The 12,672-nt window shown below is 70.5% G+C and carries 11 protein-coding genes; 4 read left to right on the forward strand and 7 right to left on the reverse strand.

The window, feature by feature from the left end:
• Window positions 1–75: 75 nt before the first annotated feature.
• The 5 genes from OG300_RS30025 to thiO form a co-directional block, all read right to left on the reverse strand.
• Window positions 76–831, reverse strand: coding sequence for an ABC transporter permease (locus OG300_RS30025; protein ID WP_405486715.1), 756 nt, complete (start codon window positions 829–831; stop codon window positions 76–78).
• Window positions 831–1,775, reverse strand: a complete 945-nt coding sequence (locus OG300_RS30030; protein WP_405486717.1) for an ATP-binding cassette domain-containing protein — start codon at window positions 1,773–1,775, stop codon at window positions 831–833. The genes OG300_RS30025 and OG300_RS30030 overlap by 1 nt, the downstream gene beginning before the upstream one ends.
• Before the next feature lie 104 nt (window positions 1,776–1,879).
• Window positions 1,880–2,650 carry a thiazole synthase gene (locus OG300_RS30035; protein ID WP_405486719.1) on the reverse strand — a complete coding sequence of 257 codons (771 nt, stop codon included), beginning with the start codon at window positions 2,648–2,650 and terminating at the stop codon, window positions 1,880–1,882.
• Window positions 2,643–2,855: a sulfur carrier protein ThiS gene (gene thiS / locus OG300_RS30040; protein WP_405486721.1), complete on the reverse strand. Its 213-nt coding sequence runs from the start codon at window positions 2,853–2,855 to the stop codon at window positions 2,643–2,645. Before thiS ends, OG300_RS30035 begins: the two co-directional genes overlap by 8 nt.
• Window positions 2,852–3,973 carry a glycine oxidase ThiO gene (thiO, locus tag OG300_RS30045; protein ID WP_405486723.1) on the reverse strand — a complete coding sequence of 374 codons (1,122 nt, stop codon included), beginning with the start codon at window positions 3,971–3,973 and terminating at the stop codon, window positions 2,852–2,854. The genes thiS and thiO overlap by 4 nt, the downstream gene beginning before the upstream one ends.
• 152 nt (window positions 3,974–4,125) lie before the next feature.
• Between thiO and thiE the strand changes: the two genes are divergently transcribed.
• On the forward strand, window positions 4,126–4,845 hold the full coding sequence (gene thiE, locus OG300_RS30050) for a thiamine phosphate synthase (protein ID WP_405486725.1): 720 nt from the start codon (window positions 4,126–4,128) through the stop codon (window positions 4,843–4,845).
• On the opposite strand, the gene OG300_RS30055 is transcribed toward thiE, so the two are convergent.
• Entirely contained in the window at window positions 4,842–7,052 is a 2,211-nt protein-coding gene (locus OG300_RS30055; RefSeq protein WP_405486727.1) for a molybdopterin-dependent oxidoreductase, read from the reverse strand. The genes thiE and OG300_RS30055 overlap by 4 nt on opposite strands.
• A 4-nt stretch (window positions 7,053–7,056) precedes the next feature.
• Window positions 7,057–7,755 carry an NUDIX domain-containing protein gene (locus tag OG300_RS30060; RefSeq protein ID WP_405486729.1) on the reverse strand — a complete coding sequence of 233 codons (699 nt, stop codon included), beginning with the start codon at window positions 7,753–7,755 and terminating at the stop codon, window positions 7,057–7,059.
• 138 nt (window positions 7,756–7,893) lie between these two features.
• Between OG300_RS30060 and OG300_RS30065 the strand changes: the two genes are divergently transcribed.
• Genes OG300_RS30065 through OG300_RS30075 form a run of 3 tightly spaced genes read left to right on the forward strand, consistent with a single transcriptional unit; the run spans window position 7,894 to window position 12,625 of the window.
• Entirely contained in the window at window positions 7,894–9,225 is a 1,332-nt protein-coding gene (locus OG300_RS30065; protein WP_405486730.1) for a hypothetical protein, read from the forward strand.
• Complete coding sequence (locus OG300_RS30070; protein ID WP_405486732.1) at window positions 9,222–10,205, forward strand: glutamate ABC transporter substrate-binding protein; 984 nt, start codon at window positions 9,222–9,224, stop codon at window positions 10,203–10,205. Before OG300_RS30065 ends, OG300_RS30070 begins: the two co-directional genes overlap by 4 nt.
• Window positions 10,206–10,207: 2 nt before the next feature.
• Complete coding sequence (locus tag OG300_RS30075; protein ID WP_405486734.1) at window positions 10,208–12,625, forward strand: serine/threonine-protein kinase PknG; 2,418 nt, start codon at window positions 10,208–10,210, stop codon at window positions 12,623–12,625.
• Window positions 12,626–12,672: the final 47 nt, after the last annotated feature.

Here is a 12,672-nt window from a genome sequence, read left to right on the forward strand (position 1 = left end):
CCGATACGGAGATTCCGTATCGGGCCGATGCGCGCCGCCGTGCCGGGCAGTGGCCGGCGGCTCCCCGGGCAGGGTCTATGCGTCGCGCTTGTTCAGGGTGAACAGCGCGGCGGCGAACACGACCGCGACGAAGGCCGCGAAGTAGATCAGGCTCCCCCACGGGCCCCAGTGCCAGTTCCCCGACACGTCGCCCATGGTGTAGAACCGCTGCACATTGTGGAACGGCAGGAACGGACCCACATTACGTCCGAAGGTACCGAACGCGCTCAGCAGGGACTCCAGCACCAGCGGCCACAGGATGAGCAGCGAGATCGCCGCCGCCGACTGCCGCAGCAGCACACCCACGCCGACCGCCAGGAACACGCACAGCAGCGCGTAGATCGGCACCCCGAGCAGCGCCCGCCACTCCTCGGAGGTGGACAGCTGCAGGCCCGGCGCGGAGCCGTACACCGCGCGGGTGATCAGGTAGGCCGCGACGCACAGGACCGCGGTGAGGACCAGGGCGTAGCCGCCCAGCAGGGCGGCCTTCACGGTGATCACCTTGGTGCGCTGCGGGGTGGCCAGGAAGGTGGTGCGGATGATCCCGAAGCGGTACTCGCTGGTGACCGACAGGGTCGCCATGATCATGAGCACCAGGACACCGAAACCACTGACACTTGTCACAGACGAGGAAACATCCAGCAACTGTGAATGTTCACCGGTCTTGGTCGACCGCGACACCCCGGCGATCAACGCCGAGAGGCCCAGTCCCAGCGCCACCACGATGGCCGAGCACCACCACGGCGACCGGGTCGAGGTGAGCTTGATTCGTTCTGCCGCAAGCACTCCCATCAGAGCGCACCTCCCATAACCTGATCGAAGCCTGCACCGTGGTACTGCACCGCACCACCGGTCATCCGAATGAACGCCTCCTCCAGCGAGGCCCGCTGCGGCGACAGCTCGTAGAGCGTGATGTCGTTGCCACCGGCCAGCTTGCCGACCGCGTCACTGGTGACACCGGCGACGACCAGGGCCGGACCCTCGGAGTCGGCGCCGTCCTCGCGGACGGTCATGCCGTTGGAGGTGAGCAGGCTGCGCAGCTGATCCAGCTGCGGGCTGCGCACCCGCACGGACTGCTCCGAAGCCTTCTCGATGAATTCCTTGGTGCTCATGTCCGCCATCAGCTTGCCCATCCCGATGACGATGAGATGCTCTGCGGTCAAAGACATCTCGGAGAGCAGATGGCTCGACACCAGCACGGTGCGACCCTCCGCCGCCAGCCGCTGCATGAAGCGGCGGATCCACAGGATGCCCTCCGGATCGAGGCCGTTGACCGGCTCGTCGAACAGCAGCACCTGCGGGTCGCCCAGCAGCGCTCCGGCCAGGCCGAGTCGCTGCGACATGCCGAGCGAGAAGCCGCCCGCGCTCTTGTTGGCCACCTCGGAGAGGCCGACCAGGCGCAGCACCTCCTCCACCCGGGAGGCGGGAATGTTGTTGGACGCCGCCATCCAGCGCAGGTGTGAGCGCGCGGAACGGTTGGGATGCACCCACTTCGCGTCCAGTAGCGCGCCCACGCTCTCGAGTGGACGCTTCAGCTCTTGATACGGCTTGCCGTTGATCAGCGCGGTACCGGAGGTCGGCTGGTCCAGCCCGAGAATCATCCGCATGGTGGTCGACTTGCCCGCCCCGTTCGGGCCGAGGAAGCCGGTCACCTGCCCCGCGCGAACCGTGAACGACAGGTCCGACACCGCGACGGTCTGGCCGTAGTGTTTGGTCAGGCCCCTGAGTTCGATCATGCGGACCAGTCTTCCTCGAGTCGGGAGCGCGCACTATCGATCGCTGGTCGCGCGTCGCTCATACCTGAGGATGAATACGTCCCGGACGGTCCTGGGGGTTCAGATCAGAATCCGGGCGAGGAGGCCTGCGCCCAGAATCGCTTGGGAATCCGGCCCGCCTGCCGCGCCAGCCGGCCGCCCTCGACCGCGCGGGCCATGGCGGCGGCCATCAGCGCGGGCTGCCGGGCCCGGGTGACGGCCGTGGCCAGCAGTACCGCCGAGCAGCCCAGCTCCATGGCCAGGGCCGCGTCGCTGGCGGTGCCGATTCCCGCGTCCAGGATCACCGGGACGCCTGCCGCGGCCACGATCATCTCGATATTGTGCGGATTGCCGATGCCGAGGCCGGTGCCGATCGGCGAGCCCAGCGGCATGACGGCCGCGCAGCCGATGTCCTCGAGGCGTTTGGCCAGCACCGGGTCGTCGGTGGTGTAGGGCAGCACGATGAAGCCGTCGTCGACCAATTGCTCTGCGGCGCTGACCAATTCGATGGCATCCGGGAGCAGGGTGCGCTCGTCGGCGATGACCTCGAGCTTCACCCACTCGGTCTCGAGCGCCTCGCGGCCGAGCTGTGCGGTGAGCACGGCCTCGGCGGCGGTGCGGCAGCCCGCGGTGTTCGGCAGCGGGGCGATCTCCAGGCGCTTCAACAGATCCAGCACACCGGTGCCGCCCGCCGCGTCCACCCGGCGCATTGCGACGGTGGTCAGTTCGGTGCCGGAGGCGAGCAGCGCTTCCTCCAGCACGGCGAGGTTCTCCGCGCCGCCGGTGCCCATGATCAGGCGGGAGCCGAACTCGCGGCCCGCGATCACCAGCGGGTCGATCAGCGGATCGCTAACCACCCTGCACCGCCGTCAGCACCTCGATCTCCCAGCCGCGACCGACCGGCTCGTCCCAACGCGACTTCGGGAACAGCGCGCCGTCCACGGCCAGTGCCACGCCCTGGCAGGGCAGGTTCAGCCGGGTCAGCAACTCGCGAACGCTCAGCGGGTCGGGGAAGACGTGGTCCTCCCCGTTCACGGTGACGCCCACCGGAATTGCGGTCATCGAACTCCTCCTGAATACAGCGGTGCGGCAGTGAAACGGCTCGGGTCCGCGGCCTTGGCCTCCGGCAGTTCGCCGTCGGCGAGCAGTGCCAGCACGGCGTCGGCGGTGACCGGGGTGTCGAGAATTCCGTTGCGGCCGTGGCCCGTTGCCACCAGCACGTGGTCGTCCAGGTGGCCGATCAGCGGCAGGTTGTCCGGCGAGCCCGGGCGCGCGCCCGCGATGGCCTCGGCGAACTCGTACTCCCCGATGCCGGGCAGCACCGATTCGGCATCGGTGATCAGGTCGCGCACGCCGGCCACGGTGACCGCGCTGTCGAACCCGACTTCGTATTGTGTGGCACCCAGCACCAGTCCGTCACCCCTCGGCACAAGATATACGGGGCGGCCGTGCACCCGGGCCCGGATCACCCGGCTCGGCGGGGGCGGGGCGCTGGGGCGGCGGCGCAGGCGCAGGATCTCGCCCTTCACCGGACGCACCGGCAGGCCCGGCCAGAGCGCGGCGCTCGCCGCACCGGCGGCCAGCAGGATCCGGTCGTGCGGCAGCTCGGCCAGGTCACGGACGGTTTCGGGACGGAACTCGACACCGGCTGCGGCGCAGGCGGTTCGCAGCGCGGTGACCAGGGCGCGGTTGTCGACGGCGGGTTCGGCGGTGGCCAGCAGTCCGGCGCGCACCGCGCGGCCCAGGCTCGGTTCCGCCGCCCGCACCCCGGCGCGATCCAGCAGGCGCAGTGGGGAATCCGATTCGGGCCCAACGGAATCCGCGAGGGCGGGCAGCCGGTGGGCGTTCACGAAATCGGCGATGGTGCGCAGGTCGGCCGCGTCGGCGGCGTCCAGGGCGACGGTCAGGGTCTGGTCGGCGACGAAGACGTCGACGCCGGTGCTCGCCCGCAACTCGGCGGCGAAACCGGGCCAGCGCAGCAGGGACGCGGCCCCGAATTCGAGGGCGGCGTCCTCACCGGGCCAGCCCTCCGAGAGCGGGGCCAGCATGCCGCCCGCAACCCAGGAGGAGCCGGATCCCACGGCCGGGTCGAAGAGGGTGACGGTCCAGCCCGCCGCGGCGGCACGCCATGCCGCCGACAGCCCGATCACACCGCCGCCGACAACGGCCAGAGTCCGCACGCGAATCCACCTAACTCGCCCGGGCACGCCCGGGACCTGCATATATCTTTCTCGAAACATGGCGTCCGGCAAAGGCTCGGAGCAACGCCACGCCGACGACGCGCCACCGCGCCGGTTCGCCACACCACGGTAGCGCGACTACCGTCGAGCCCGTGCAACCCTCCCACCCGAACCGGCCGATATCGCCGCGGGAACGCCTGGCGACCGCCCGGCTCTACCTCTGTACCGATGCCCGCCGGGACAAGGGCGACCTGGCCGCGTTCGCCGAGGCCGCACTGGCCGGCGGCGTCGACATCATTCAGCTGCGCGACAAGGGCTCGCCCGGGGAGAAGCAGTTCGGCCCGCTCGAGGCCAAGGCCGAACTCGGGGTGCTCGCCGAACTCAAAGCCGCCGCCCGCCGCCACGGGGCGCTGGTGTCGTGCAACGACCGCGCCGATATCGGACTGGCCGCCGGAGTGGATGTGCTGCACCTGGGTCAGGGTGACCTGCCGCCCTGGTACGCCCGCCAGATCCTGGGCCCCGACGTGGTCATCGGCCGCTCCACCCACAATCGCGCGCAGGCCGGACTGGCCGCCGTGGACGAGCACATCGACTACTTCTGCACCGGACCGGTGTACGCCACCCCCACCAAACCCGGCCGCACCCCCGCGGGCATCGACCTGGTCCGGTCGACGGCCGACTCGCACACCAGCCGCCCGTGGTTCGCCATCGGCGGCATCGACGACGCCCGCCTGCCGGAGGTCCTCGACGCGGGCGCGACCCGAATCGTGGTGGTACGGGCCATCACCGAGGCCGCCGACCCGACGGCCGCCGCGCGCGCCATCAAGCAGCGAATCTTGGAGAACGACAGCCTGGAGAACGACGGCCGCTAGGCGGGCAGCGGGTCGAGGCGGATGGGGACGCCGTTCAGGTTGGACATGCCCGCGAGGCGTTCCACGTCGGCGACCGCACTCGACATCAGCTCGTTCACGTTCGCGCCGCCCGCCGCGTTGGCCCGCCGCCAGCCGCCGCGGTGACCCCAGCCGTGCGGGATGGCGACCGCGCCCTCGATCATCTCGTCGGTGAGCCGCGCGGTGATCTCGATGGTGCCGTGCGGGGAGCTGACCTGGCAGCGCTGTCCGTCGGAGATGCCCGCTACGGCAGCGTCTTTGGGGTTGATGCGGGCGGCGTGCTCACGGTCGCCGCGCATGAGCTGCTCGGCATTGTGCATCCACGAATTGTGGGATTTGAGTTCGCGCAGGCCGATCACCCGCAGCGGGTAGGTGGGGTCGGCGGGCAGTTCGGTCAGCTCACGTAGTTCGGCGATGATCTCGGCGGGAGCGAGCTGCACCCGATTGCCTTTGTGCTGCACTACTTTTCGGAGCACCCCGGTGGAGATTCCGTCCGCCAGGATCAGGCCGTGCGGGTGACGGCGCAGCATGCGGAGGCTGATGCCCTTGCGGCGCAGGCCGAATCGGTCGCCGTAAGGACCGGTGCGCACCGCCAGGTCGACCAGCAGCTGCGGAGTGGGACGAGCCGAGGACAGACCGGGCACGCGGGTGCGCAGGCCGCTCAGCAAGCGTCCGAAGGGGCGCGCGGGCCCGGCGGCGAAGGGCTGCACGCCGATTCGGGTGGCGATGGCGTCGATGATCCGCCATTCCTCCCGGGCCTCACCGTAGGGCGCAACCACAGCCTCGGTGTACTGGGTGTACGGGATCGGCGACAGCGCGGCGAACGGCAGCGGGATGTCGTCGCGTTCCAGGAACGTGGTGGCCGGCAGGATGTAGTCGGCGGTGCGGTTGGTCTCGTTGACATACAGGTCGATGGACACGAACAGATCCAGTTGCCCCAGCGCGGCGGACAATTCGCGGCCGTTGGGGACCGAGGACACCGGATTGCCCGCCGACGTGAACAGGGCACGCAGCTGCCCGGATCCCGGGGTGGTGATCTCCTTGGCCATGATGGCGGCCGGGAAGGTGCCCAGCACATCCGGGAATCCGCCGACCCGGGAGCGATGCTTGCCGTAGCCGATCAGGCCCAGGCGGGCATTGAGTTCCGAGACAGCCACCAGTTCCTTACCGAACACCGAGCCGCCGGGCGAATCCAGATTCCCGGTGACCAGTGCGAGCGCGTCGAGCAGGAAGGCGACCAGGGTGGCGTGACGGCCCAGGCAGGTGCCGGTGCGGCCGTAGACCGCGGCGGACTTCGCGCGGGCGAGGTCGCGGGCCAGCTCCCGGACCCGATCCGGGTCGACACCGGTCACCGCCGAGGTCTGCTCGGGCGTGAATCCAGCTACCGCGTCCCGCAATTCGCGCACACCCGCCGCCTGCTGCCGCAGCGCCGGGGCATCGGCGAGATCCTCCTCGAAGATCACCTGCAGCAGCGCGGCCAGCAGCCAGGCGTCACCGTCGGGGCGCACGCCCACGTGCTCGAACAGTCGCGCCGTCTCCGAATGCCGCGGATCGACCACCACCACCCGGCCGCCGCGCTTGGTGATCGCGGTCAGCTTCTCCCGGATGCGCGGCACGCTCATCGCGCTGCCGTGCGAGACAACGGGATTCGCACCCACCATGAGCAGGAAGTCGGTGCGGTCCAGATCCGGCACCGGTACCGAGGTCGGCGAACCGTAGAGCAGCTGGCTGGCCACGAACCGATTGTTGATGTCCTGCGAGCCAGCGGAATACACGTGCCGCAGACCCGCGGCGAGCTGGAAACCCAGCATCCACAGGGTGTGTGAATAGGAGAACGAGGAGGGATTGCCGAAATACCAGCCGAGGCTTTCGTTTCCGTGCTCGCCGATGATCCCGCGCAGCCGCGCCCCGATATCGTCGAGCGCCTCGTCCCAGGAGACCCGTTCGAACTCGCCTGCCGCCGAATCGGATTCACCGCCGCCCCGGACCCGTCGCAGCGGGTACAGCACCCGGTCGGGATCATTTTGAATCTCGGTGAACGCAATGCCCTTCGGACAGGCGTTGCCGCGCGAGAGCGGATGCTGCTTGTCGGCTCGCAGCCGCACCAGCTTCCCGTCCTCGACGGTGGCGACGAGTCCGCACAGCGGCTCGCAGATCCGGCAGTAGGTGGGAACCTCGCGCGTACTCACGCCTTCAAGACAACACCTGGGCCAGAGTGAGGATCAACACATTTCCGGCCAAATCGGCCGGTTCGGTGGTCGGGTCCGGCTCGCCGAATCGGGCGGTGCGCCCGCCGCTTCCGTTCGCCGCGTGGCCGTTGGTCCCCGGCTGGCTATAGAGCCAGACGAAGCCGTGGTCGGCCAGATCCAGGGTGCGCGGCAACGCGGCCGCCACCGCCGCGGTGTCGGGCAGGCCGTCGAGGCTCACCCGGGTCGGGGTGGCGCGCAGCGCGGGCCAGGCGGCGGCGAAACCGGGATGCAGCGCCCGGTCCTCGACCTCGTCCTCCGGCACCCAGACCAGTTCCTTGCTCTCCAGGTTGCCGCGGGTGCGCAGGCGGTCGGCGGCATCGGCGATGACCGTGGTGTACGTCCAGCCGCTGGGGGCGGTGGCGGTGACCCGGGACCCGCGCACCCGAATGGAACCGGCGGCGATGCCCGCCTCCTCCTCGGCCTCGCGGACGGCGGCGTGCACGGTGGTCTCGTGGCTGTCGCGGGCGCCGCCGGGCAGCGCCCAGGTGCCGCCCTGATGGGTCCAGGCCGCCCGATGATGCAGCAGTACCGCGGAGCCGCCACCGGTCAGCGGGGCGCGCAGCAACAGTCCAGCGGCCCCGAAGCGGCCCCACTGGCGGGTGCCATCGGGGCTCTCGGCCCAGCCGTCGCCGTCACCACGCATCTTCGCAATCCCATCTGTCACCGCTTTCCCGGGCCGGGCGCGCGGCGGGTGCTCCCACGGCACGGCATCGGTACGTCCACAATAAGCTCATCCGATATCAGCAAGTCGGTCGTTCGATTCGGCCAGTGGGAGGTGAGGATGACTCGCACCGAGCAGTCGAGTGCGGACGAGCTGCCGCCCGACGCGGCCGCCTCGGCCTGGCGGGAACGCCTGGCGACCACCGAGATGCGCACCTTCGTGCGCTCCTCACCGGCCCGGTTGATCGCCGTCGGACTGGTGCTGTTGAGCCTGTGCGGGGTGGCGGGCATCGTGACCGCCACGTCGGTGACCAACCGGCAACACGCCCTCGACAGCCTGCTGGATCGCTCCGAACCGGACGCGTATTCGGCGCAGCGGCTCTACACCTCGCTGTCGGTGGCCGACGCCTCCGCGGGCACCGCGTTCATTTCCGGTGGCGTGGAACCGAAACCGGTGCGTGACCGCTACAACCAGGCACTCGGCGAGGCCGCCGACGAACTGGTGACCCAGTCCAATCGCAGTGGCGGCGACGCGGATACGCAGTTGCGCAGCGGGATCGCCACCGCGCTTCCGGTGTACAGCGGCATCATCGAGACGGCGCGCGCCAACAATCGCAGCGGACAACCGGTCGGGGCGGCGTATCTGAGCGAGGCGTCCAACCTGATGCAGGGCACCATGTTGCCGAAAGCCCAGGAGCTGCAAGAACATCGGGCCGCGGCCATCACCGCCACCCAGCGCAATCACGTGCGACCGCCGTGGGCAGCGATCATCCTGCCGCTGCTGGCGGTGGCGGCACTGGCCGCGGCGCAGTACTTCCTGTTCCGGCACTGGCAGCGGGTGCTCAACCTGGGGCTGCTGCTGGCCACCGCGACCATGGTGGTGCTGCTGGGTTGGACGGTGATCGCCGGATTCATCTCCGCCGTCGACACCGTGCACTCGCGCGACCGCGGCAGCACGCCGACCGCCGCACTCACCACCGGGCGGATCCTGGCGCAGCAGGCCCGCACCGCCGAAACCCTCAAGCTGGTGCGCCGCGACACCAGCGCCGACTACGACCGGACCTACGACGCCGCCATCGTCGAACTGCGGAACATCCTGTCGCACTACGGATCCGATCTGCCGGGCGCGGGCGACGTCAAGACCGCGAGCACCGCGCTCGACCAGTGGCAGGCCGCGCACCAGCGCATGAACGACGCACTCTCGAAGGGCGATTTCGTCGGTGCCGCCGCCGTCGCGACCGGGCCGGGCGCGGCCGAGGCCGCCGCGCAGACCGACGCCCTGGACCGGGCCCTGGGCGAGGGCATCACCGAATCCCGCGACATGCTGCGCACCGACAGCTCACACGCCGCCCGCACCCTCGATCTGCTGGGCCCCGGCGCGCTGATGCTGAGCACCGCCGCCGCGGTGCTGGTGGCGGCGGGACTGTGGCCGCGACTGCGGGAGTACCGATGACCCGGATCTCGTTGCGCGCCTTGATCATTCCCACCCTGACCGCGGCGGTGGCGCTGACCGCCGCCTGCGCCGAGGATGGCGCGCCGCCCGCACCGTCCTCGCACGCGCCCAGCTATGTGGAACCGCCGCTGCCGTCGGGCGCGGTCCCCGTCCAGACCCAGGTTCCGGCCCCGCCCGCCCCCGCGACCTGCGGGGACCCGACGATCAGCCTGCGCCCCGACACCGCCCGCGGCGGCCCCGACATCGATGCCATCCGGGCGCGCGGCCGGCTGCTGGTCGGCCTCGATCCGGGCAGCAATCTGTTCAGCTTCCGGGATCCGACCTCCGGCACCCTGTCCGGCTTCGACGTCGACATCGCCCGCGAGGTGGCCCGCGACCTGCTCGGGGATCCGGGCCAGATCGAGTACCGGATCCTGGGCTCCGCGGATCGCGAACGCGCGCTGCAGGAACACACGGTGGACGTGGTGATCAAGACCATGACCATCAATTGCGAACGGCGACAGACGGTCACGTTCTCCACGCCGTATCTGCAGGCGCATCAGCGGATCCTCACGGTGCCCAGCTCCGGCATCACCGGGCTCGCCGATCTGGCGGGCAAGCGGGTGTGCGTGGTCAGCGGCACCACCTCGCTGGATCTGTTGCGACGCGAGCAACCCGCCGCGTCGATCCTCACCGTGCCAAGCTGGGCCGACTGCCTGGTGGTGCTGCAGCAGCGGCAGGTCGACGCGATCAGCACCGACGACACGCTGCTGGCCGGTCTGGCCGAACAGGATCCGGCCACCTCGGTGGTGGGTCCGAACCTGAGCACCGAGGAGTACGGGATCGGCATCGCCAAGGGTGCCGACGACCTGGTCCGATTCGTCAACGGCACCCTGGAGCGCATTCGCGGCGACGGCACCTGGAATCGCCTCTACCAGCGCTGGCTGAGCACCGAACTCGGCACCGCCGCCGTCCCGCCGCCCCCGAGGTACCAGGACTGACGATGACCACACCGTCCGAGCCCGACCACCCCGCCGCCGACGGCGAATCCACCCGCGCCACCGAACGATTCGGCGCGGGCGTGCCCACCGCTGCCACCACGCGCACCGAAACCGAGGCGACCCGGCGGGTCAGCACCGGGGAATTCGATCCGGCACCGGCCGAACCCGATCTCGATCCCGGCGTCGCGGGACAGGGTGAGTCGGCCGTTGCGGGACAGGATGATTCGGCGCGCGACCCCGAGACCCGCACCCCCACCCGTCCCTCGCAGCGGACCGCGCGGATGGCCCGCACCCGGCCGACCGTGCGCCGACTCGGGGCCGGGCTGGTGCCGATCCCGGCGGTGGCGCCGGTGGATCCGGAAGCCGCCGTCTTGGACGATCCGATGGTCGCCGAGGGGCGGCGATTCTGCTGGCGCTGCGGCAAACCGGTGGGGCGGGCCACCGCGGTCGGTCCGGCCGCCACCGCCGGCACCTGCGAAACCTGCGGCGCGCCATACGATTTCCGGCCGTCGCTGCACCCCGGCGACCGGGTGGCCGGACAGTACGAGATCCAGGGCTGCATCGCACACGGCGGCCTGGGCTGGATCTACCTGGCCATCGACCGCAATGTCAGCGACCGCTGGGTGGTGCTCAAGGGCCTGCTGCACGCCGGTGACGCCGAGGCGCAGGCGGTCGCGCTGGCCGAGCGGCAGTTCCTGGCCGAGGTGGTGCATCCGAGCATCGTGAAGATCCACAACTTCGTGGAGAATCCGGGGCCGGACGGGGTGCCCATCGGCTACATCGTGATGGAGTACGTGGGCGGGCATTCGCTGCGCGATCTGCTCGACCATCACAGCGCCACCGACCGCATGCCGGTCACCGAGGCCATCGCCTACCTGCTGGAAATCCTTCCGGCACTGGACTATCTGCATTCGGTGGGCCTGGCCTACAACGACCTCAAACCCGACAACATCATGATCACCAGCGATCGGGTCGAGCTCATCGACCTGGGCGCGGTGGCGCAGTTCGAGGCGTACGGAAACCTGTACGGCACCAGGGGATATCAGGCCCCCGAGATCGGGCACACCGGGCCGACCGTGGCCTCCGACATCTACACGGTGGGGCGCGCGCTGGCCGTGCTCACCCTGCGCATGCCGATGCAGCAGGGCGCCTACTGCGACGGCATCCCCGATCCGGGCACCCAGCCGGTGCTGGCCCGGCACGAGTTCCTCTACCGGCTGCTGCTGCGCGCCACCCACCCCGACCCGGACCGCCGCTTCCCCACCGCGCGGGTGCTGGCCGGGCAGCTCACCGGCGTCCTGCGCGAGATCCTGGCGGTCGAGACCGGCACCGAGCATCCGCAGCTCTCGTCGCTGTTCAGCCCGCCGCGCACCAGCTTCGGCACCGGCGAGGTGATCGCGCAGACCGACGGCATCATCGACGGCATCCCGCGCGACACCCTGTTGCGCCCCGCCGACGTGGTGGCCGCGCTGCCGGTGCCCATCATCGATCCGGGCGATCCGTCCGCGCCGCTGCTGGCCGGAGCCGCGCACCCCGAACCCCGGCACGCCCTCGACGAGCTGCGGCACGCCCGGCAACGCGCCGGAGCCGAACCCGGCGGCGCACCTGAGACTTTCGAGGTCGAGGTCACCCTGGCCGAGGTTCGTGCCCACCTGGATCTCGGTGAGCCCGCCGCGGCACGGATGCTGCTGGCCCGCCTCGACGACGAACCGCGACCGGCCGCACCGGACTGGCGCGTCGACTGGTACCTGGGCCTGACCGAACTGCTGGAGCTGGAATTCGAGCGCGCGTTCGCCCGCTTCGACGCCGTCCTGGAGGCGCTGCCCGGCGAGATCGCGCCCAAGCTGGCGCTGGCGGCCACTGCGGAACTGATTCTGCAACACTGGGATTCCGACGATCCGGAGCAGTGGCGGGTCTACGCCGAGAACTACTACGCCACCGTCTGGCGCACCGACCGCGGCGTGGTGAGCGCCGCCTTCGGGCTGGCCCGGCAACTGGCCGCGGCCGGGAACATCACGGCGGCGGTGCACGCGCTCGATCAGGTGCCGCCCGCCTCCCGGCACTACGCCGAGGCCCGGATGACCGCCATCCTCATGCTGCTGACCTGTGCTCCCGCAACGGAATTGGACGAGTCGACCCTCCAGGTGGCGGCGGCGCGGGTGCAGGGACTGCCGCCCGGCGAAGGGCGTGCGGCGCAGCTGCGGATCCTGGCGCTGGGCATCGCTCTGGGCTGGGTGCAGGGCGGGAACACACCGAAGTCGGTGGAGGCCAAGCTGTTCGGATCGCCGTTCACCGAAACCGACCTGCGGCGCGGCATCGAAACCGGGCTGCGCGGGCTGGCCCGCTCCGCACCCGCCCGCTCGCACCGGTACGCCCTCGTCGACCTGGCCAACGCGGTGCGCGCGAAATCCTGGTTCTGACAACGAGACCGGAAGGATCCCGTGTCGCGGACCGCGGCGATCCCAGG

The sequence above is a fragment of the Nocardia sp. NBC_00511 genome, from assembly GCF_045161165.1.
In the GTDB taxonomy this organism is placed as follows: Bacteria; Actinomycetota; Actinomycetes; order Mycobacteriales; family Mycobacteriaceae; genus Nocardia.